Annotated in this window: 21 protein-coding genes and 1 pseudogene; 13 read left to right on the forward strand and 9 right to left on the reverse strand. The window is 46.8% G+C overall.

Translation table 11 applies throughout. The annotated features are described in order from the left end of the window. The first annotated feature begins 46 nt into the window (after window positions 1-46). Window positions 47-1078, forward strand: coding sequence for a LacI family DNA-binding transcriptional regulator (locus ACXN9U_RS10645; RefSeq protein ID WP_489201624.1), 1032 nt, complete (start codon window positions 47-49; stop codon window positions 1076-1078). Between the two features lie 20 nt (window positions 1079-1098). Here the strand turns inward: ACXN9U_RS10645 and ACXN9U_RS10650 are convergent, their stop codons facing one another. After that, window positions 1099-1614, reverse strand: coding sequence for a type 1 glutamine amidotransferase domain-containing protein (locus tag ACXN9U_RS10650; RefSeq protein WP_060963335.1), 516 nt, complete (start codon window positions 1612-1614; stop codon window positions 1099-1101). A 284-nt stretch (window positions 1615-1898) separates the two neighbouring features. Between ACXN9U_RS10650 and ACXN9U_RS10655 the strand changes: the two genes are divergently transcribed. The 3 genes from ACXN9U_RS10655 to ACXN9U_RS10665 all read left to right on the forward strand — a co-directional run bounded on the left by ACXN9U_RS10655 (window position 1899) and on the right by ACXN9U_RS10665 (window position 8207). Beyond that, window positions 1899-6128 carry a multifunctional 2',3'-cyclic-nucleotide 2'-phosphodiesterase/3'-nucleotidase/5'-nucleotidase gene (locus ACXN9U_RS10655; protein WP_489201625.1) on the forward strand — a complete coding sequence of 1410 codons (4230 nt, stop codon included), beginning with the start codon at window positions 1899-1901 and terminating at the stop codon, window positions 6126-6128. Window positions 6129-6309: 181 nt separating this feature from the next. Continuing rightward, entirely contained in the window at window positions 6310-7449 is a 1140-nt protein-coding gene (locus ACXN9U_RS10660; protein ID WP_060963336.1) for a YibE/F family protein, read from the forward strand. Continuing rightward, entirely contained in the window at window positions 7446-8207 is a 762-nt protein-coding gene (locus ACXN9U_RS10665; protein WP_047476487.1) for a YibE/F family protein, read from the forward strand. The genes ACXN9U_RS10660 and ACXN9U_RS10665 overlap by 4 nt, the downstream gene beginning before the upstream one ends. A 39-nt stretch (window positions 8208-8246) precedes the next feature. On the opposite strand, the gene ACXN9U_RS10670 is transcribed toward ACXN9U_RS10665, so the two are convergent. Together ACXN9U_RS10670 and ACXN9U_RS10675 are read right to left on the reverse strand one after the other, a co-directional pair. Further along, window positions 8247-8912, reverse strand: a complete 666-nt coding sequence (locus tag ACXN9U_RS10670; protein WP_016936776.1) for an NAD(P)H-dependent oxidoreductase — start codon at window positions 8910-8912, stop codon at window positions 8247-8249. A 133-nt stretch (window positions 8913-9045) separates the two neighbouring features. Continuing rightward, window positions 9046-9174: pseudogene (locus ACXN9U_RS10675) on the reverse strand (trehalose operon repressor); the annotation flags it as partial. A 70-nt stretch (window positions 9175-9244) separates the two neighbouring features. Between ACXN9U_RS10675 and ACXN9U_RS10680 the strand changes: the two are divergent. Genes ACXN9U_RS10680 through ACXN9U_RS10690 form a run of 3 tightly spaced genes read left to right on the forward strand, consistent with a single transcriptional unit; the run spans window position 9245 to window position 10209 of the window. Further along, window positions 9245-9505, forward strand: coding sequence for a spore germination protein (locus tag ACXN9U_RS10680; protein WP_007408496.1), 261 nt, complete (start codon window positions 9245-9247; stop codon window positions 9503-9505). Window positions 9506-9519: 14 nt separating this feature from the next. Next, a complete protein-coding gene (locus tag ACXN9U_RS10685) occupies window positions 9520-9762 on the forward strand; it encodes a spore germination protein (protein ID WP_003155595.1) in 243 nt (80 codons plus the stop codon). Between the two features lie 15 nt (window positions 9763-9777). Continuing rightward, a complete protein-coding gene (locus ACXN9U_RS10690) occupies window positions 9778-10209 on the forward strand; it encodes an Hsp20/alpha crystallin family protein (RefSeq protein ID WP_016936777.1) in 432 nt (143 codons plus the stop codon). A gap of 9 nt (window positions 10210-10218) precedes the next feature. On the opposite strand, the gene ACXN9U_RS10695 is transcribed toward ACXN9U_RS10690, so the two are convergent. After that, the gene (locus ACXN9U_RS10695) at window positions 10219-10596 is read right to left on the reverse strand and encodes a DnaJ family domain-containing protein (RefSeq protein ID WP_016936778.1); all 378 of its coding nucleotides are present in this window, start codon (window positions 10594-10596) and stop codon (window positions 10219-10221) included. A 247-nt stretch (window positions 10597-10843) separates the two neighbouring features. On the opposite strand from ACXN9U_RS10695, the gene ltaS reads away from it, so the two are divergent. Further along, the gene (gene ltaS / locus ACXN9U_RS10700; RefSeq protein WP_060963338.1) at window positions 10844-12781 is read left to right on the forward strand and encodes a lipoteichoic acid synthase; all 1938 of its coding nucleotides are present in this window, start codon (window positions 10844-10846) and stop codon (window positions 12779-12781) included. Window positions 12782-12821: 40 nt separating this feature from the next. On the opposite strand, the gene ACXN9U_RS10705 is transcribed toward ltaS, so the two are convergent. Then, a complete protein-coding gene (locus tag ACXN9U_RS10705) occupies window positions 12822-13265 on the reverse strand; it encodes a YfmQ family protein (protein WP_489201626.1) in 444 nt (147 codons plus the stop codon). 129 nt (window positions 13266-13394) lie between these two features. Further along, window positions 13395-14771, reverse strand: a complete 1377-nt coding sequence (gene nagE, locus ACXN9U_RS10710) for an N-acetylglucosamine-specific PTS transporter subunit IIBC (RefSeq protein ID WP_060963339.1) — start codon at window positions 14769-14771, stop codon at window positions 13395-13397. A gap of 165 nt (window positions 14772-14936) precedes the next feature. Between nagE and map the strand changes: the two genes are divergently transcribed. The 4 genes from map (at window position 14937) to ACXN9U_RS10730 (ending at window position 16604) form a co-directional block, all read left to right on the forward strand. Further along, a complete protein-coding gene (gene map, locus ACXN9U_RS10715; protein WP_064778125.1) occupies window positions 14937-15686 on the forward strand; it encodes a type I methionyl aminopeptidase in 750 nt (249 codons plus the stop codon). Between the two features lie 56 nt (window positions 15687-15742). Continuing rightward, window positions 15743-16054: a DUF3243 domain-containing protein gene (locus ACXN9U_RS10720; protein WP_003155607.1), complete on the forward strand. Its 312-nt coding sequence runs from the start codon at window positions 15743-15745 to the stop codon at window positions 16052-16054. Window positions 16055-16135: 81 nt separating this feature from the next. Then, the gene (locus tag ACXN9U_RS10725; protein ID WP_003155608.1) at window positions 16136-16291 is read left to right on the forward strand and encodes a hypothetical protein; all 156 of its coding nucleotides are present in this window, start codon (window positions 16136-16138) and stop codon (window positions 16289-16291) included. 178 nt (window positions 16292-16469) lie between these two features. Continuing rightward, the gene (locus ACXN9U_RS10730; RefSeq protein WP_003155609.1) at window positions 16470-16604 is read left to right on the forward strand and encodes a YflJ family protein; all 135 of its coding nucleotides are present in this window, start codon (window positions 16470-16472) and stop codon (window positions 16602-16604) included. 40 nt (window positions 16605-16644) lie between these two features. Here the strand turns inward: ACXN9U_RS10730 and ACXN9U_RS10735 are convergent, their stop codons facing one another. Further along, window positions 16645-17304, reverse strand: a complete 660-nt coding sequence (locus tag ACXN9U_RS10735; RefSeq protein ID WP_060963340.1) for an MOSC domain-containing protein — start codon at window positions 17302-17304, stop codon at window positions 16645-16647. Between the two features lie 67 nt (window positions 17305-17371). Between ACXN9U_RS10735 and ACXN9U_RS10740 the strand changes: the two genes are divergently transcribed. Next, window positions 17372-17644 carry an acylphosphatase gene (locus ACXN9U_RS10740; protein WP_060963341.1) on the forward strand — a complete coding sequence of 91 codons (273 nt, stop codon included), beginning with the start codon at window positions 17372-17374 and terminating at the stop codon, window positions 17642-17644. Here ACXN9U_RS10740 and nosA read toward each other — a convergent pair. Both nosA and ACXN9U_RS10750 read right to left on the reverse strand, forming a co-directional pair. Continuing rightward, the gene (gene nosA / locus ACXN9U_RS10745) at window positions 17638-18729 is read right to left on the reverse strand and encodes a nitric oxide synthase (protein WP_060963342.1); all 1092 of its coding nucleotides are present in this window, start codon (window positions 18727-18729) and stop codon (window positions 17638-17640) included. The genes ACXN9U_RS10740 and nosA overlap by 7 nt on opposite strands. A gap of 123 nt (window positions 18730-18852) precedes the next feature. Continuing rightward, the gene (locus ACXN9U_RS10750) at window positions 18853-19647 is read right to left on the reverse strand and encodes an MBL fold metallo-hydrolase (RefSeq protein ID WP_489201627.1); all 795 of its coding nucleotides are present in this window, start codon (window positions 19645-19647) and stop codon (window positions 18853-18855) included. Window positions 19648-19654 lie beyond the last annotated feature (7 nt).

Below are 19654 nucleotides of genomic sequence, written 5' to 3' on the forward strand. Positions count from 1 at the left end.
CTTATAATGGAGGTAACGAATAATAACCAAGTGAGGAATGCGACGTATGAAACAGCAAAAAAAACGCCGGGTGACATTGCAGCAGGTCGCTGAGCATGCCGGCGTCTCAACATCCACCGCCTCATTAATCGTCCGCAATAATCCGCGTATTTCCGAAGCGACCCGTGAGAAAGTGCTGCAATCCATGCGGGAGCTTGGGTACGTATATGATCGGGTCGCCGCGAATTTACGATCACAGACGTCCACAACAGTAGGATTGATTATCACAGACATTTCCAATACGTTTTTCTCAGAGTTTCTGATCGGCGTGCAGAATACACTCGAGGAAGTCGGATTAACAGTGCTCTTAGGCACGACATTTGATTCCGTCGCCAAGCAGGAGCAGCTGATCTCGACCATGCTGGAACACAGGGTCGGCGGATTGATTTTATGCCCGGTTTCAGGCGCGGCCGAGGAAACCCTTTCCCGCCTTGAGCAGCTTGATATTCCGGTCGTGCTCGCCGTCAGGGAGATTGCCGATGCGGACTGTGATTTTGTCGGAGCTGACTATGAGGAAGGCACCTATAAGGCAGTGCGCCATCTCATTGAAAAAGGGGATCAGGAGATTGCGTTTCTGGGCGGCGTGAAGCACTCATCAACATGGACGAAACGGATAAAAGGGTTTAAAAAAGCGCTCCGTGAAGCGGATCTTGCAGTGAAAAGTGAATTTGTGATTGACAGCGCGCCGACCCGCGAGGCAGGCTATGAAGCTGTGATGAAGCTGCTCCGCCGGCCTGAGCGCCCGGCCGCGATTTTCTGCTTCAGTGATTTGGTCGCGTTCGGCGTCATGCAAGGGATCAGAAAAGCAGGACTCATCCCGGGCGAAGATATTGATATTGTCGGCTTTGACAACGTGCCGGAAGCTGAAATTTCTTATCCCCCGCTTACAACCGTTGCTTCTTTTCCGCGGCAGTCGGGAAAAGAAGCGGCTCAATTGCTGCATCATAAAATCACCAATTCCCAGCACCAAAAACAGCGCATTATTTTGGCGCCTGAGCTGGTCATTCGTGAATCTTCACAAAAAAAGCGGAACGCCTGATACGGCGCTCCGCTTTTATATTATGCAAGCAGTTTTAATGACTCGCGGTTGAATGCCGGAATGTCATCCGGTGTGCGGCTTGTGACCAGCTGGTTCTGGCAGACGACGACTTCTTCATCCACCACATTTGCGCCTGCGTTTTCCATGTCAATACGAATGGATGTAAATCCTGTCGCTTTGCGCCCGTCCAATGCTTTCGCGTTGATAAGAAGCTGAGGGCCGTGGCAGATGGCGAAAACCGGTTTTTTATCATCCATAAACGCTTTGGCAAATTGGACGAATCGGTCATCCGCACGCAGCATGTCAGGTGAGAATCCGCCCGGGATCAGCAATGCGTCAAAGTCTTTCGGATTCACATCATCTATGGACGCATCCACTTTCACTTCCGCTTCCCCTTGTTTGCCTTTGACTGTTTTTCCTTTTTCCTGTTCAATCACTGTTAATTCATGACCCGCATCTTCAAAAGCTTTCACAGGTTCTGTATACTCGACGTCCTCAAAATAATCCGTTAATACAACTGCAATTTTTTTACCCATAGTTACTACCTCCTGCTTGATGAAGTCTACATAAATCCATGTACCCCAGCCACACTAACATCAAACATAAAAGACTCATTTGCCGCCCATTCGTTTTGCATAGGTCATTATCCTCATTTTTCTTCTTTTTACAAGAATCATCATGAAATCTATATAAACTTTCACAAAATATTCTTACAATGGTACTGCATGACAAAATTTGTTGAAAGGTGGAGAACAGGTGAGAATACAGAAAAAGACGATGCAGCGTCAATAAGACACTCCGTATTCTGCTGCCCCTAGTTATGATACTTAGTCTAATCCTCCCAATAACACCCATTAAAGCAGAAGAAAACAAATCCTCCAGTGTGAATCTCAGCATTTTAGCGACAACTGACGTTCACGCCAATATGATGGACTACGATTACTACAGCGACAAACCGACAACGGAATTCGGGCTGGCCCGAACGGCTCAGCTCATTGCGAAGCACAGAAGCGAAAATCCGAATACGCTGCTTGTCGATAACGGAGACCTGATTCAAGGAAATCCCCTCGGAGAATACGCTGTAAAATATCAGAAAAACGATATCATTTCAGGCGCAAAGACCCATCCGATCATTGAAGTGATGAATAGTCTGCACTATGACGCAGGAACACTCGGCAATCATGAATTTAATTACGGGCTGGATTTTCTGGACGGGACGATGAAAGGCGCTGATTATCCGATCGTCAACGCCAATGTGAAAACATTGAGCGGTGAAAACCGTTATACGCCTTATGTCATAAAAGATAAAACCGTCACGGATGAAAACGGCGGAAAACATCAGCTAAAAGTCGGCTACATCGGCTTTGTCCCTCCCCAAATCATGACGTGGGATAAAAAAAATCTTGAAGGACGCGTTCAAGTCGAGGACATTGTGGAATCCGCGAAGAAAACCGTCCCGAAAATGAAAGCTGAAGGTGCTGATATCGTCATCGCCCTCGCCCACAGCGGCATCGAAAAAAAAGCACAGTCCTCCCGTGCGGAAAATGCCGTTTTTGATCTGGCAACGAAAGTCAGCGGAATTGATGCGATCGTATCAGGCCATCAGCACGGTCTGTTCCCTGATGGCGAATACAAAGGCGCTGATCAATTCGACGTCGATAAAGGCACGATTAACGGCATCCCCGTTGTCATGTCAAGCAGCTGGGGCAAATATGCGGGCGTCATCAACCTCCGGCTTGAAAAAACAGACGGCGCATGGCATGTGGAAGATGGAAAAGGCAGGATCGAGCCGATTGCCGGCAATGTGACTTCGGAAAACGAAACCGTCGTCAATACCGTCAAAAAAGCGCATGAAAGCACACTGCAATACATCAGAGAACCCGTCGGCCAGACAAAAGCCGATATCAACAGTTTTTTCGCCCAAGTCAAAGATGATCCGTCCATTCAAATCGTGACGGATGCGCAAAAATGGTACGCCGAAAATAAGATGAAAGATACGGAATATAAAGATCTGCCAATCCTCTCGGCGGGCGCTCCGTTTAAAGCCGGCGGGCGGAACGGTTCAAACTACTATACAAACATTTCCGCAGGTGACCTCGCCATCAAAAATATCGGCGATTTATACCTGTATGACAACACGGTTCAGATCGTCAAGCTGAACGGCAGCGAAGTGAAAGACTGGCTTGAAATGTCCGCAGGGCAATTTAATCAGATCGATCAGGCAAAAGGCGGCAGCCAAGCGCTTTTAAATGACGCCTACCGCTCATACAATTTTGATGTCATTGACGGCGTCACCTATCAGGTCGATGTCACTAAACCGGCGAAATACAACGAAAACGGAACAGTCATTCATCCCGATGCAAGCCGGATCGTCAACCTTTCTTACCAAGGAAAGCCTGTCAGCGCCAAGCAGGAATTTCTGATTGTCACAAATAATTACCGCGCTTCAGGAGGCGGAGGATTTCCTCACTTAAGCAATGATAAAATCGTATACTCATCAGCCGATGAAAACAGGCAGGTCTTAATGGATTACATCATCCAGCAGAAAACAATTAATCCGCAGGCTGATCATAACTGGTCCATCCTTCCGGTCAAAGGGACGAACCTGACATTTGAATCCTCCTTGGCCGCAAAGCCGTTTGCCGACCGCGCAGATGACGTCGCCTATATCGGAAAATCACAAAACGCCGGCTACGGACAGTACAAGCTCCAGTTCAAAGATGATGAACCGGGCACAGATCCGCCGAAAGATGACGCATGGAAACTCACCGTTATGCATACAAACGACACGCACGCCCACCTTGATAACGCGGCGAGGCGAATGACGAAAATCAAAGAAATCAGAAGCGAAACAGACCGCAGCATTCTGCTTGATGCGGGAGACGTTTTCTCAGGCGATCTTTATTTTACGAAGTGGCAGGGGCTGGCTGATTTAAAATTGATGAACAGCATGGGCTACGACGCAATGACCTTCGGAAACCATGAATTTGATAAAGGCCCGGGTGCTCTCGCCAGCTTCTTGAGCGGGAACGGAAGCGCGGCGGACCCGTCCGGAAAGTACAATTTCCAAGCGCCTGACTTTCCGCTTGTCAGCTCAAATGTCGATGTGTCCAAAGAGTCAAAACTCAGACCATTCATGAAAAAAGCAGACACCTTTACGGCAGGGAAAAAGAAAAAAGCAGGCATCTATCCATACATTCTGCTAGATGTAAACGGAGAAAAAGCCGCCGTATTTGGCTTAACGACGGAAGATACGTCCGTCACATCAAGCCCGGGTAAAAGCATTGTCTTTAATGATGCCTTCCAATCCGCACAAAATACGGTAAAAGAGATACAGAACAAGGAACATGTCAATAAAATTATCGCCCTGACCCATATCGGGCATCAGCGTGATCTCGATCTTGCCAAAAAAGTAAAAGGCATCGACTTAATCGTCGGCGGACATACGCATACGCTTGTAGATAAAATGGAGATTGTCAAAAACGAAGAGCCGACCATCGTCGCCCAGGCAAAAGAATACGGCGAATATTTAGGCCGGGTGGATGTCGCATTTGACAAAAACGGGGTCGTTCTGCCGGAACAATCCTCTCTTCAAGCGCTGCCGGTGAACGAGCAGACGAAAGAAGACCCGGATCTGAAAACAGAGCTTGATCCGTTTAAAAAAGAGCTCATCTCCGTCAAAAATGAAAAAGTCGGCTCCACGAAAGTTGCGCTTGACGGCCGGCGCGAGCATGTCCGCTCCAAAGAAACCAATCTCGGAAACTTCATCGCGAACGGCATGCTGCAAAAAGCGAAGGAAGCCTCCGGCGCCCAGATCGCGATCACAAACGGGGGCGGCATCCGCGCAGGCATTGATAAAGGAGACATCACACTCGGCGATGTGCTGAATGTGATGCCGTTCGGCAACACGCTTTACGTCGCGGATTTAACCGGGAAACAGATCAAACAAGCCTTGGAACAAGGGTTAAGCGGAATTGAGGCTCAAGGGGGCGCCTTCCCTCAAGTTGCCGGTTTAACATACACGTTTACACTGAATAAAAAGCCGGGACACCGCGTTCTTCAAGCTGCGGCCGTGCAGGATGACGGCAGCGTAAAGCCGATTTCTGATAAGAAAACATACAGAGTCGCCACCAGTAACTTTGTCGGTGAAGGCGGAGACGGATATTCCGTCTTTAACGAAGCGTCCCATAAAGAAGACCTTGGCTTTGTCGACTATGAGGTCTTCATCGAGCAGCTTGAAAAAGCGGGAAAAGCGGTGGAACCGAAAGTTGACGGCCGCGCGCAAGAAGTGTACCTGCCGACGAAGCAAAAAAACGGCTCGTGGACGCTTGAAGATGACAGCGCATTTGCGGCCTATGCCAAAAACGCCAATACACCGATCGTATACTACGACAAGAATGACGGCGCCAAAAAGCCGATTGATCTCAGCGTAACCAAAAATCAGATCGGCCTGTTAAGGGACAGAACATCTGATTCTTCCCTTACGATCCTGCATGACAAGTTCAGCATGAAAATGCCGATGGCAAACGCTGCAGCTAATGACACACGGTTCGGCGTGACGCCGAAAAAGAAAGTAAGCGGCGCGCTTTCAAATGTATACGACTTTACAATGAAGCAGAAAAACAAAGACATCAAAACATTCAAAGCGCCTGTAAAGCTTACCATGCGCATTGAGAATACGAAAAAGGCGAAACAGCCGGGCATTTATCACATAGACCGGAAAAAGAACGTCTATACAAAAACAGACAACGGATCGGTTTCACACGATCTCGTCACGGGCTATACCAATCATTTCAGTGAATACGCCATATTAAACGCAAACACGAAGAGCGCGCCGCCGACAAGCGGAGATCACGGCTCCGGAAAGCAGCCAAACGGACAAAACCCTTCATCCGGCCAAGCGCAGGACGGAGTATCGCCGGGCGGCCTGCTTCCTGATACAGCCACAGCGATGTATTCCATCCTCCTTGCCGGGTTTCTCATCAGCGCGCTCGGAACGGCACTGTATCTGTATCAAAGAAGAAAAGCAAAAAAAGTGAATGAAGCATAAAAAGGCCGCTTTTCTCGGCCGGTTCATCCCAAAAGCTCTCCTGATCTGATGTCAGGGGAGCTTTTCCCGGTCCGCCTTCTGAATCGACAGCGGTACGGCCGAATGATAAAATATGAGCGTTATTTATGCAGCAGCTGCATAGCTTGACACTTCACAGCGGGGCCTGTTTGGAGGACTTTTTTTGAAAATAACAAAAAACAAACGCAACAGCATGACTTACAAAATAAAGCTGTTTTACGTGATAACAGCGCTTTGCTGTATCAGCTCGCTCATTTTCGTCAATTACAACGCTTCTTTTTATGAGCGCCCGATTGCCAAAGTGACAAAAACAGCATTGGAACACCAGTCTGATGTGCAGGACATGCACAAAAACAAAGATAAGATTTTCAATCAGACGATTACAGCCAAACTTGAAAACGGCAGTCAAAAAGGAAAGCTCATTCATTTGTCCAATCAGTATTCCTCATCCGGAGCGAATGATCAAAAGTATCAGCCCGGCGATGAAGTATTCGTCTCTATTGATAAAGGGAAAACATCAAGTAAGGATATATCCGGAAGCATTATAGATAAAAAACGGGATAAACAGCTTTTGCTGATCGCTTGGATTTTCATATTCACCTTACTGATCGTCGGCAAAAAACAAGGCTTCTTTTCGATCATCAGCCTGATGTTTAACGCTGTTTTATTGTCTTATGCATTAGATTTGTACCGAAAGCACCCGAATATCGGGCTGATTTTCATCTGCGGTATCTGCATTCTCATCTTTACTGTCATTTCATTGCTGCTTGTCAGCGGTTTTCACGAGAAAACATATGCCGCCATAGCCGCGACGCTCGCAGGCACTTTTGTCTCCCTGCTCATTACGTATTTGGTGATGGCGGCAACCGGAGAAAAAGGTCTCAGATATGAAGAAATGCAGTATTTAACCCGCCCTTATCACACGGTGTTCATGGCCGGAGTATTTATCGGATCACTGGGAGCGGTCATGGATGTGGCCATTACCATGACGTCATCTGTCTTTGGATTATATGAAGAAAACAAGAGTATCTCATTACAAGCACTCAAACGTTCCGGAATGGAGATCGGTAAAGACATCATGGGGGCGATGACCAACATTCTGTTTTTTGCTTATATCAGCGGCTCTATACCGATGATGCTTTTGTATTTGAAAAATGATTCCCCGATAGGATTCACTCTTTCTATGAACATTTCCTTGGAAATAGCCAGAGCATTGGCCGGGGGAATCGGAATTGTATTAACCATCCCCGCCAGTCTGTATGCTTCTGTCTTTTTTATTAAACGAAAGAAGGCAAGCTCATGAATGTCATCGTAATTCTTGCGGCGATTTTATTTCTATTGATGGTTCTCATCGGCGGTAAAAAGGGAGCGAGGTCTTTTATTGCGCTATTTTTAAATTTCGGCGTTCTCTTTCTCACCATCATTTTAATGACAGACCCGCACATTAATCCGATTGTTTTAACGTTGCTCTCTTCCGCCGCGATTTGCAGCATTACACTTTTTTATATTAACGGGGGAAACGTCAAAACCGTAACCGCCTTTATTTCTGCCATGCTGACGATCGTATTAATGCTGTTTTTTATTCTGGCCGTCACGAAACAGACTTCGATTCAAGGGTTTGGTGAAGAAGAACTGGGTGATATCGGCATATTCACACTTTTTGTCGGGGTGGATTTTGTGAAGGTTACAGCGGCTATGATCATTATGGGCACGATAGGGGCAATTACCGATGTCGCGATCTCCATTACATCACCCATGAGAGAGATTTACAGCTATAATCCGTCCATGAGCCGAAAAGATCTGTACAAATTCGGTTTAAGCATCGGAAGAGATATTTTAGGAACGAATACGAATACGTTATTCTTTGCTTTTTTCGGCAGCTATTTGGCTTTAATTATCTGGTTTAAAGACTTATCATACTCTGCTGAAAAAATAGTGAACTCAAAAGTCTTCAGCGCGGAAGCCGTCACCATTCTTTGCGCCGGGGTCGGGATCGGCATCATCATTCCCGTTACGTCCTGGATCACCGCCTGTTTTTTAGCGAAACAGACGAAACGTTAAAAGCTGCCGGGAAACTCCCGGCAGCTTTTTTTATTTACCTTATACCCACTTTACAACGTCTTTTGCGGCAGATCTTGTTTTCGGACGCGGTTCTCTGACACGGTAACCGAATGCGGCCATGACAGAGATGTCGAAACTTCCGTTTTCCAGAAGTCCTTCTTCTTCAAGAATCCGGTGGATTTCTTTGTAGTTGAAGCCTTCTACAGGGCAGGAGTCGATTCCGATCTGCGCCGCGGCTGTCATCATATTGCCAAGGGCGATGTATGTCTGTTTTGAAGCCCAGTCAAACAGCGCGCGATCTGATTCAAGCAGATTGAAATCATTTTTCTGGAAATCTTCTGTTTTGCTGATATAGCCTTCATACATATCTTCCGGCATTTTTTTGACTTCCTTCAAGTGGTTTTTGACATAATCGGCGTCAAAACGGATATCCTTTGCCGTCCGGGCAAGCAGAAGTACGAAGTGGCTTGCAGTCGGCAGCTGCTTTTGCGCGCCCCATGTGAACTCGCGGAGTTTTTCACGAAGCTCCGGGTTTTGAACGACGACAAATTTCCAAGGCTCCAAACCGAGTGAGCTTGGGGACAGTCTTCCCGTTTCTAAAATGAATTCAAAATCGCTTTCTGAAATTTTTTTCTCAGGATCAAATTCCTTTGTGGCGTGTCTGAATTGATACGCTTCGATGATCTGCTGTTTTTTATCTGACATTCATGATCTCTCCTTTTTATCTCGTTATGTACTATTGTAGCCATTATTTTTGAAAGTACCAGTACGCACATTTTTGTTGGATAGTATTCATTTTGATACTGACAAAAAAACGGGCTGCCGATGCAGTCCGTTTTTATTTTTCTCTTCTCGCAAAGCCGACGAAACCGAATATATCGAGCCTGTGCCGGCTTTCTGTGTACTGAAAGAGGCTGGCGCCCTCCAAAAAGATACGGTTTTTCACGACCGCCATATGGCTGAATCCGGGCGGAATTCACAACAGGAGCGCAAAAAGCATACAGTACTGTACAACTAAGTTAAAGAGGTGTGAAGAGATGCCATCCACTGTTATCAACCTGTACTATCTGAAGATTAACAGTATTTCTGGCAACGGATCTATTACGATTGGGGAAGCGGCATACAACAGTCCCACCACAAACAACAAATCACAAGGACTGAACTCTTCATTCGGCGATACGTCACCTATAGAATCGATGATGGAGAACTTGTTAAATGATCCTGATGTAAACGACCAGACAGCCATCGGAACCGCAGATACCGCAAATATTACGCCGGTGCCGCCCATTATAGATTAAAGGGGTTTTTATGAATGCCTTACCAAATTAACGTCGTCAATATAAAAGTAAACGGAGCCACCCAAAACGGAAACGTCGATATCGGTCAGACCGTACAAAACAGCCACACCGCCAACAGCAAATTTGTCGGCGCGAACTTTTCTTTAGGAGACTTTTCACCGGCCGCCGGATGTTTGAATTCGGGCCATCTTGATCCTGATGTGAGCGACCAGGATCAGATCGCCAACCCGTCAATGCCGATCGCAAATCAAATATAAGGGGGGTTTGCTGAAGTGGATATCGAAAAAATGAGAAAGTGGCTTGAGATTACAAACGAGCACAAGCCCAGCGACTTTTGGACCAATGTCCTGAAACGGAAATCTCCCGAAGAGTTTTTCTCCTTACAAAAAAACACCCTGGTTTATGATATCTATCAGGATGAACAGCACACATTTGTCATTGTGGAAATGCCCGGCGTTTACGAAGAAGAATTGACATTGAGGCTGGTGTCAAGAACGCGGCTGCATATAAAAGGAAATATCACGCCCCTTTTTCCAAAGGACATGGGGATCTGCCAAAACCGGTATTACGGAGAAATTGATGAGACGATTGAACTTCCTGAACCGGCTGAGCCCCATCTGCTGCAGGCGCAGTGCATGAACGGCCTGCTACACATTTCCTATCCGCGCCTTATGGAATACATTCCTTTTCAGCAGAAAATATAAGGAACCGGTTTACGGACGGTTCAGGCGTCTGTACACTTTCTCCTTATAATGAGAAGATGCGGGTTCTGAGAACATGTCTCTCTCCTCCGTCAGCTTGTCGAGTCTGACTTGTTTTTCCGTCCGTTTGTTCCGCAGGTGATCCAGCTCCGTTTCATTGCGGCACTTGGCGATCAAATAATCGAGCGTCATCAGCTCTTTCTTCAGCGCGCCCTCATCCTCGGCGATCCCGGCATTTTTCAACATGCGGTAGCCCATTCTGAGCGACTCCGGAAGATGTGCGGCATCGTCTTTCGGCAGGGGCTTTCCCATGCCTTTGATGCCGGCGAATTCTCCATCCTTAATGGCGCGCTTGATTTTATCTTCAGCCACGATATGGGCAATATCCATCACTTGTTACCTCCTTTTTTCAATTAAACCGGATCATATCCATACAAAAATCCATATCCCATTTTGTTCCATTCGAATTTTTCATAGCCGGCTTTCAACAGATAAACCTCCGTTGCGACAGCGTTTTTCGCCCTTTTTCCGATGAGCCTTTTCCACCTTTTCTATTTGCTGGTTTCATGGTATATTGATTACGTTCGTTTTTTCTATCGTTCCGTGTAAACCGTGATCGGAAAAAAGGAGTGTAACAATGAAAACATTTATAAAAGAAAGAGGACTTGCCTTCTTCTTGATAGCGGTCGTGTTATTATGGGTGAAAACATATGCTGCTTATATTTTAAACTTTAACCTCGGCATAGACAACACGATCCAGAAAATATTGCTTTTTGTGAATCCGCTGAGCTCCGGACTGTTCTTTCTTGGATTTGGACTTCTTTTCAAGAAAAAATTACAGCAGACAGCCATTATTGTGATTCATTTTTTATTGTCTTTTTTGCTTTATGCAAACATCGTCTATTATAGATTCTTTAATGATTTCATTACCATCCCGGTCATGATGCAGGCAAAAACAAACGGCGGCCAGCTCGGAGACAGCGCGTTCTCATTAATGAGATGGACAGACGTCTTCTACTTCCTGGATACCGTCATTTTGATTATTTTGGCCATTAAGATGAAAAAACCGGCTGAAAAACCGGCGAAGAAATCATTCAGAATCGTTTTGGCTTCCGCCGTGCTTGTGTTCCTGATCAACCTCGCCGTAGCGGAAACCGACCGTCCTGAGCTTTTGACACGCTCATTTGACCGTAACTATCTGGTGAAATACTTGGGCACGTACAACTTTACGATTTACGATGCCGTGCAGAATGTGAAGTCAAACAGCCAGCGCGCGCTTGCCGATTCAAGCGATGTAACGGATGTGGAAAACTATATGAAGGCCAACTATGACGTGCCGAACAACGTCTACTTCGGTAAAGCCGAAGGAAAAAACGTCATCTACGTCTCATTAGAGTCTCTGCAGTCCTTCATCATTGATTACAAAATTAACGGCAAGGAAGTGACGCCGTTTTTAAACAAACTGGCGCATGACAATCAAACATTCTACTTTGATAACTTTTTCCACCAAACGGGACAAGGTAAAACATCAGATGCGGAATTTATGATGGAGAACTCTCTGTACCCGCTCTCGCAAGGTTCGGTTTTCGTCAATAAAGCGCAAAACACGCTGCAGTCCGTTCCTGCGATTTTAAAAGGCAAAAACTACACGTCTGCCGCTTTCCACGGAAATACGCAGACGTTCTGGAACCGTAACGAAATGTACAAAGCGGAAGGCATCGATAAGTTTTTCGATTCTGCTTATTATGACATGAGCGAAGAGAATACGAAAAACTACGGCATGAAAGACAAACCGTATTTCAAAGAATCCATGCCGCTCTTAAAGAGCCTGCCGCAGCCGTTCTATACGAAGTTCATTACGCTGTCAAACCACTTCCCGTTCGGGATGGATAAAGAAGACACAGACTTCCCGGCGGGAGACTTTGGCGATTCGGTCGTCAATAACTACTTCCAGTCCGCGAACTATCTGGATGAATCAATCGAACAGTTCTTTCATGACCTGAAAAAAGACGGCCTGTATGATAAATCGATTATTGTGATGTACGGAGACCACTACGGCATCTCTGAAAACCATAATAAAGCGATGGCGAAAGTGCTTGGCAAAGATGAGATCAATGAATACGAGAATGCCCAGCTTCAGCGGGTTCCGCTCTTTATCCACGCTCCGGGCGTGAAAGGCGGCCGCAATCATAAATTTGCCGGCGATGTCGATGTCGCGCCGACCGTTCTCCATCTGCTCGGCGTCGATACGAAAGATTATCTCATGTCAGGTTCAGATATCTTATCGAAAGAGCACAGAGAAGTGATTCCGTTCCGTAACGGCGACTTCATCTCACCGAACTACACGAAAGTATCCGGCAAGTATTACGATACGAAAACCGGAAGACTTTTAGATGATTCAGAAGTCGACAAAAAAGAAGACTCACTCGTCAAGACTGAGCTTGAAATGTCTGATAAGATCATCAACGGAGATCTGCTTCGCTTCTATCAGCCGAAAGGCTTCAAGAAAGTGGATCCTTCACAATTCGATTATACAAAGCGTGAAGATTCTTCAGCAGATGATCAAAAAGAATAAACAAAAGCCAGATCATATCAATGATCTGGCTTTTTTATGTTCAGCTCCCGGCAGCGGCCATAGAGCGCTTTTGCAGGCTGTCGGAAAGAACCGAATAAGCGACGACTTTCTTTTTCTGCTGTTTGACGACATCTACATGATCTTCGTAGCTGTATACAAACACCGTCACATCTTTTTTCCCTTTTCTCGTCTTAATGACAAGCGGGTCGGCTCCGTTCTGCGGATGAAGATACCGCTCTTCATCACCTGGGTATATATAATGCCGTTCGATAAATACGGCTTCATTAAAATCATCAATCACCCGGCGTTTGTCTTCGCCTTCCAGACGTTTTCCGCCGAGGGATACGGCAGCGGACGCCTCACTGAGCTTCGAATGGGTTTCAAATTTTCGGAGAATCCATTCCACCGCTCCGGTAGGAAGGCATGTCAGCACAATCTTAATCAGGCTTATGACAACAATTGAAACAACTGCAATCCACGTCACCTTACATCATCTCCATACTTGTTCTACATGAATCTTACCACAGAAGGAAACGTTGTTTTTTGTCCATTATGTGAAACTTGATATATGTTCACAAAAAACCCGGATCACATAAATGATCCGGGCTTCGGTCTACTTCTGACCGTCATGACGGACGGCCTCTCTCAGCTCTTCTGCAACAAATTCGACGTTCGGCCCGATAATGACCTGCGCCGTTTTATTCCCCGTTTTGATAACCCCTTTTGCTCCCGCTTTTTTAAGTGCCGTCTCATTAATGAGGGATGTATCCTGAACGGTCAGTCTGAGGCGGGTCGCACAGTGGTCAATCGTTTCGAGATTTTGTCTGCCGCCGAGCCCCTTGAGCATGGCATGTTCTTCAACCGAACCGGCCGTATCCTCACTAAGCACTTCTTCCTCTTCCTCATCATCTTCCCGTCCCGGCGTCTTCAAGTTTAACGATTTGATGAGCACGTAGAAGACGGCAAAATAGATCACCGCATAACAAAGCCCGACAACGAGCAGCAAAAGCGGTTTTTCCGCAATACCGTAGCTGAGAAGATAATCTATCGCCCCCGCTGAGAACGAAAAGCCTGATCTGATGCCGAGAATATTGACGATAAATAAAGAGAATCCGGTTAATAAAGCATGAACCCCGTACAGAAGCGGTGATAAAAACATAAATGCAAATTCAATCGGTTCTGTAATTCCGGTAATAAATGCCGTCAGCGCAAGACCGATCATCATCCCGGCCGTTGCTTTGCGCTTGCTTGGCTTAGCTGCGGCAATCATTGCCAGACAAGCGGCCGGAAGCCCGAACATCATAATCGGGAAGAACCCCGTCATATAAGTCCCGGCCGTCGGATCCTTCGCAAAGAAGCGGGCCAGATCTCCCGTTTTTCCGTGAAAATCGCCAAATTGGAACCAAAAAATATTATTCAGCACGTGATGAAGACCGAATGGAATCAAAAGCCGGTTAAAAATCCCGAAAATTCCGGCACCGATGCCCCCGAGCCCGATCATCCATTCCCCGAATGACGTAATCACCGACTGAATCGGCGGCCACACAAAGCCGAAAATACCGGCCAAAATAATGGTAATCAGCGCCGTTACAATCGGAACGAGCCTGCGGCCGCTGAAAAATCCGAGATATTCAGGCAGCTTCGTATCCTTAAAGCGATTATACGTGTATCCCGCAATTAACCCCGCGATAATCCCTCCGAAAACGGCCATATTATTTGTCGAATTGATTGATTTTACAGCCGCGTCCAGCATGATATAGGAAATTGCTCCCGACAGAGCGGCGGCCCCATTGCTGTCTTTTGAGATCCCGATCGCGATTCCGATCGCAAAAATCAGCGGCAAATGATCAAATACCGCTGTCCCCGCCGCATAAATGAACGGAATATTTAATAAATCCTCTCTGCCGATGGCCAAAATAATACCCACGGCGGGCAGAACGGCAATCGGAAGCATAAAGGATTTTCCGAGTTTTTGCAAAAATTGAAGCATTTTACCCATCCCCCTTCTTTTTTCTTAAATATATCACATAAGTTATCTAGTGATCTATACCAATTTTCCCTTCATTTATGCACATAAGGCTTGTTGGTTTTCTATTTATAAAGCAGTTGTGGTAAGCTTGAATCAGATGATTAAACATAGAAAGCGGGAATGACAATGATTGTAACGAACGATCAAGAATTAGAAGGTCTTAAAAAAATCGGCAGAATCGTCGCCCTGGCGCGTGAAGAAATGAAGAAAAAGGCAGAGCCCGGCATGAGCACGAAAGATCTTGACCTGATCGGAAAGGCGGTGCTTGACGAACACGGAGCTGCTTCCGCTCCGGAGAAGGAATACGATTTCCCCGGCGTGACATGCATCAGCGTAAATGACGAAGTCGCTCACGGCATTCCGAGCGCCTCTAAAATCTTAAAAGCCGGGGATCTTGTAAATATCGATATTTCGGCGGAGTTCGGCGGTTTTTATTCCGATACGGGAATTTCATTCGTGCTCGGAGAAGGCGATGAACGTCTGCAAAAGCTTTGTAACTGCGCACAATCCGCGTTTCAAAAAGGACTGGATCAGGCAAAAGCCGGCAAACGCCAAAATCAGATCGGCAGAGCCGTCTACCATGAAGCCCGCTCCAACGGATTTACCGTCATTAAAACGCTGACGGGCCACGGAATCGGCAGAAACCTCCATGAAGCGCCGAACCACATCATGAATTACTACGATCCGTTTGATAACGCGCTGTTTAAAAACGGCACCGTGATCGCGCTTGAGCCGTTTATTTCCACGAAGGCTGAAACCATTGTTGAAGCGGGAGACGGCTGGACATATAAAACACCGGATAAAAGCCTTGTCGCCCAAGTGGAGCACACCATCGTCATCACAAAAGACAAACCGATTATTTTAACGGCATTGTAATGTTTCATCTCCCTTCCAAACAGGTATACAACAACTAACCCGAAGGAGGGAGACGCATGAAAAAAGATAAAGAAAAAATCAAAATCGAAAACGAAATACACGCCATGCACGGCGTAACGAAACAGCAGATTTTAGAGGATTTCGAGGAATTTAAAGCGTACCTTCACCAGAAAATTTCCGCCGGAAAGAAACTAGGCCTGGATGACAGCAAAATCATCAAAAGCGCCGCCATCCTCGGGGACTATCTCGCCAAGCACGAGGAGCCCCGCAATGCGGAAGAAAAACTTTTACAAGAGCTGTGGGATATTGCGGATGACAATGAAAAACAGCATTTGGCCCAGCTTCTCGTCAAACTTGCCGGACACTGATACAGTGCCCGGCTTTTTATGTTTCGTGACAAGAGATGTGCTACACTGGACATATGTCTGTGAAAGGAGCCATTTTTCAACATGTGGTTTATTATCTTCGGGTTTATTTTCTTTATTGAAAGCATCATTCTTACCGTTTACGGGGTGAAGAAAAAGAAGGGGATGCTGATTTATTTCGGCGTCGTATTCGGAATTATGACACTCGGCACGGTGCTGTTAAAATTAACCGGCCATTAAGCATGAAAAGACCGCCCTTTACATATATATGTAAGAAAGCTTTACATCTCTGAATCGAAAGGCTCAGTTTTTGCTTTACCCCTTTTCAGCGTCTTTTTATAGATGTTACAATGCCAAAAGTTTGGCAAAAACTGAAGAAACTCTCCCCTGAGGGAGAATGAGAAAGGAGTTTTCTGACATGCATTATGGCAGTAAAGGCTGGTATGTAGAAGAATTAAAGAAAAAAGGAATTACCCACTATGAAGGAAGAAAGCTTCAAAGCTTCAAAAAGTATTTCCTTGCCAATCTGCTGGAAACAAAGAAACAAGCATAACGTCAATCAGCCGTGCTGTCAGTGCAGCACGGCTTTTTTTCTATACATTCAAGAGCCGGTCTCTTTTTTTAAGGAAGGACTCCCTCCAGCTTTCTGACAGCGCTTCTTCCCGCAGCACTTCTTCAATGGCCGGCAGATTGCCTGAATCACGGTACTTCACTTCATTCGCATACCAGACGGAAATGCTTTCTTTGCCTCGCGACAAACGCTTGAGGACCGGATGCGGATCGACATATCCTTCTTCAAGCACCCTGAAATAAAAGCCGGTAAATCCCGTCTGCTGTACACGGAGCACCATATCTTTGATGCCGTACTTGAGGGCGAGTTTGACGCAGGGCTGGCGCGGCTGGCTTACTTGCACGACGGCTTCGCCCAGCTGAAACACGTCTCCGATCCATACGTCCTGTTCGGCCAGCCCTTTGACCGTTACATTCTCTCCGAACGCTGCGGCGGGCAGCTTTCTCGCAAGCATTGTTTCCCAATATGAATAATGCTCGGCGGGATACACGCACACCGCTTTATCAGCGCCGCCGTGATTCTTCAGATCGGCTTGTCCGTCCCCCGCAAAATGGTTTTTATACAGCATGACGGAAGAATCCGCAGGCCGCTTGACGATGCCGGAATTGATTTGTCTGCCGGCAAATTCATGAATTGCCGGCATTCCGAGATTGATAGATAAGACAGAATAGTCTTGCGTCATCCCGTTCACATCCTTTGCGAAATATCATATCTTTCCTTTATCATAGTAGGAAAAAGGTGGTTTTTCCATGCTTCAATATCATATGTTTGCAGACGGCCGGGTTCAAGGCGTCGGTTTTCGCTACTTCGTCCAGATGGAAGCAGACAGACATAAGATTACCGGCTGGGTCAAAAACCGCGATGACGGCCGGGTTGAAATCCTTGCCGAAGGCCCTGAAGAGTCGTTAAAACACTTTGCCGAAGCCGTCAGAAAAGGCAGCCCCTTCTCAAAGGTAACAGGCGTAACCATCGAAGAATCACGCCAACTGAAAGGGTACCGCACCTTTTCCATCAGTTACTGATAAGGCTTGTCCTGATAAAAATAATTCGGCTTCACAATCGTATTGTCGTATGATGTATGGAAAATGTGGGTGGAAGCCGGCGAGATCGGCGGAATCAGCCAGGTCCAGTCTCCCGTCAGCTTTCTGCCCGCGTCTTGTTCCTGCTCTTCAAAGCGCTTAAATTGATTTGCCGCCGTATGATGATCGACAATGCTGACACCGTGTTTTTTGTATGAATAGAGCACTGCCTTATTCAGTTCTACAAGCACCTGATCTTTCCACAGGTCGGTATTCAGGCTGGATGAAATCCCTATGGCCGACGCGATTTTTCTGAGCAGATCATACCGTTTCTCATCAGCGAGATTCCTTGCGCCGATTTCGGTTCCCATATACCAGCCGTTAAAAGGCGCCGCGTTGTACGACAGTCCGCCGATTTCAAGCCTCATATCGGCGATAATCGGAACCCCGTACCATTTGATATTCAAATCGGCAAACTCTACTATATCAGGATGGGAGATCGGCACCTCTTTCACGAGAGCCTGAGGCAGGTCGTACCAGACCGGCTGCTCGTCCCCTTTCATCCGGAACAGCAGCGGCAAAATATCAAAATCAGTCCGCTTTCCGCGCCAGCCGAGCTTTTCGCAGACAGCCGTCAGCTCATACGATGCCGGATCGCCGATTCTTCCTTTTTCAGTCTCATATCCCGCATAGCGGATGAGCTGATGATTCCAGATTTCCACCTGTTTCTCCCCATTCTTCTCAGGAGGGAAAATCGTAATTGTCGGTTTAATTTTTCCGCCGTTCGTTGCGATTTCGATATGTTCAAATAAAGCGTCGCGCACCTCTTCTTTCGTATTCACACCGCGACGGTCAATGACGTTCAGCGATTGCCAGAACAGACGCCCGATACAGCGGTTGCTGTTGCGCCATGCCATTTTCGCCCCGTGTTCAAGCTCTTCCGCCGTATGGACGTAACTGCCCGTCCGATCTATCTCATCTTTTATCGCGTGAAGACGCGCATTGATTTGCGATTCCATGCCGAGTTCCTGATAGCAGACCTCAATAAAATCCTTCGCCTCATCCCAGAGTAATTCCGTATGTTTCAAAAAACTCTCTCCTTCAATTTACATCTGCTTCCCATTGTATCGTTTTTAAGGGTGAACACAATGGTTTTTTTGTCTCATACTGGAAAGTGCAAAGAAAAAACACCTGTGATTTTCGCAGGTGTTTCACAAAACGGAATGCAGTTTTTCAGCCAGTGTAAGCAAATCATCACGGTAGCTTTTTCCTGACATCGGAATCCCATGACCCGTCAAAAGCGCTTCCGGCTCCAGTTCAGCCAGTTTTTGAACGGATGCTGCCGCAGTCTGCGTATCCGCTGTGAAATAGGCGGGCGGCCCGTGAAGCTCTTGCTTTTGAATGACAACGTCCGCAAGGGATTCCTGTTCAACAGTGATCACGGCATCACCGGCAATCAGAACGCGGTCTTTCTCCCGGAATAATGAAATATGGCCGGGGGTGTGGCCGGGCGTATGAATCCATTTCCAATCTTCAAGCAATGGAACGGCGCCGTCTGAAGGCAGCGCCTGAACGGACGGAATGCGGATCGTATGGCGGGGAAACAGCGGGGACAGCTTTGCGACAAGCCCTTTTTTCGCATCGGGCCTGGCAGGCGGGTAATCCGCTTTTCCCGTGACGTACGGGAGCTCCTGTTCATGAATATAAACCGGTACATCCCAAAGTTTAAGCAGCTCTTCCATCGCACCGACATGGTCAAAATGGCCGTGCGTCAAAATGACCGCCTTCAGCTGATACCCCTCGCCGAACCGGCGTTTCATTTCATCTGTAATCATTTCTGCCGATTGCGGCATTCCCGCGTCAACCAGAATGATTTCCCCCGGAGCTGAGGGATTTTCGATAAAGTAAACATTCGCAATCTGCACGGTCAGTCCGTAAACGCCGTCCGCCGCTTTAAAACCGACGCCGCTTTTAACCGAAAAAAGCGGCATAAACGGATCACTCATCATGGCA

The organism is Bacillus sp. BACIII (assembly GCF_057836745.1).

Bases quoted from the DNA above. Each gene is read 5' to 3' on its own strand.
- ACXN9U_RS10645 (WP_489201624.1), top strand. From the start codon at position 47: ATGAAACAGCAAAAAAAACGCCGGGTGACATTGCAGCAGGTCGCTGAG.
- ACXN9U_RS10650 (WP_060963335.1), bottom strand. From the start codon at position 1,614: ATGGGTAAAAAAATTGCAGTTGTATTAACGGATTATTTTGAGGACGTC.
- ACXN9U_RS10655 (WP_489201625.1), top strand. From the start codon at position 1,899: ATGATACTTAGTCTAATCCTCCCAATAACACCCATTAAAGCAGAAGAA.
- ACXN9U_RS10665 (WP_047476487.1), top strand. From the start codon at position 7,446: ATGAATGTCATCGTAATTCTTGCGGCGATTTTATTTCTATTGATGGTT.
- ACXN9U_RS10670 (WP_016936776.1), bottom strand. From the start codon at position 8,912: ATGTCAGATAAAAAACAGCAGATCATCGAAGCGTATCAATTCAGACAC.
- ACXN9U_RS10680 (WP_007408496.1), top strand. From the start codon at position 9,245: ATGCCATCCACTGTTATCAACCTGTACTATCTGAAGATTAACAGTATT.
- ACXN9U_RS10685 (WP_003155595.1), top strand. From the start codon at position 9,520: ATGCCTTACCAAATTAACGTCGTCAATATAAAAGTAAACGGAGCCACC.
- ACXN9U_RS10695 (WP_016936778.1), bottom strand. From the start codon at position 10,596: ATGGATATTGCCCATATCGTGGCTGAAGATAAAATCAAGCGCGCCATT.
- ltaS (WP_060963338.1), top strand. From the start codon at position 10,844: ATGAAAACATTTATAAAAGAAAGAGGACTTGCCTTCTTCTTGATAGCG.
- nagE (WP_060963339.1), bottom strand. From the start codon at position 14,771: ATGCTTCAATTTTTGCAAAAACTCGGAAAATCCTTTATGCTTCCGATT.
- map (WP_064778125.1), top strand. From the start codon at position 14,937: ATGATTGTAACGAACGATCAAGAATTAGAAGGTCTTAAAAAAATCGGC.
- ACXN9U_RS10720 (WP_003155607.1), top strand. From the start codon at position 15,743: ATGAAAAAAGATAAAGAAAAAATCAAAATCGAAAACGAAATACACGCC.
- ACXN9U_RS10725 (WP_003155608.1), top strand. From the start codon at position 16,136: ATGTGGTTTATTATCTTCGGGTTTATTTTCTTTATTGAAAGCATCATT.
- ACXN9U_RS10730 (WP_003155609.1), top strand. From the start codon at position 16,470: ATGCATTATGGCAGTAAAGGCTGGTATGTAGAAGAATTAAAGAAAAAA.
- ACXN9U_RS10735 (WP_060963340.1), bottom strand. From the start codon at position 17,304: ATGACGCAAGACTATTCTGTCTTATCTATCAATCTCGGAATGCCGGCA.
- ACXN9U_RS10740 (WP_060963341.1), top strand. From the start codon at position 17,372: ATGCTTCAATATCATATGTTTGCAGACGGCCGGGTTCAAGGCGTCGGT.
- ACXN9U_RS10750 (WP_489201627.1), bottom strand. From the start codon at position 19,647: ATGAGTGATCCGTTTATGCCGCTTTTTTCGGTTAAAAGCGGCGTCGGT.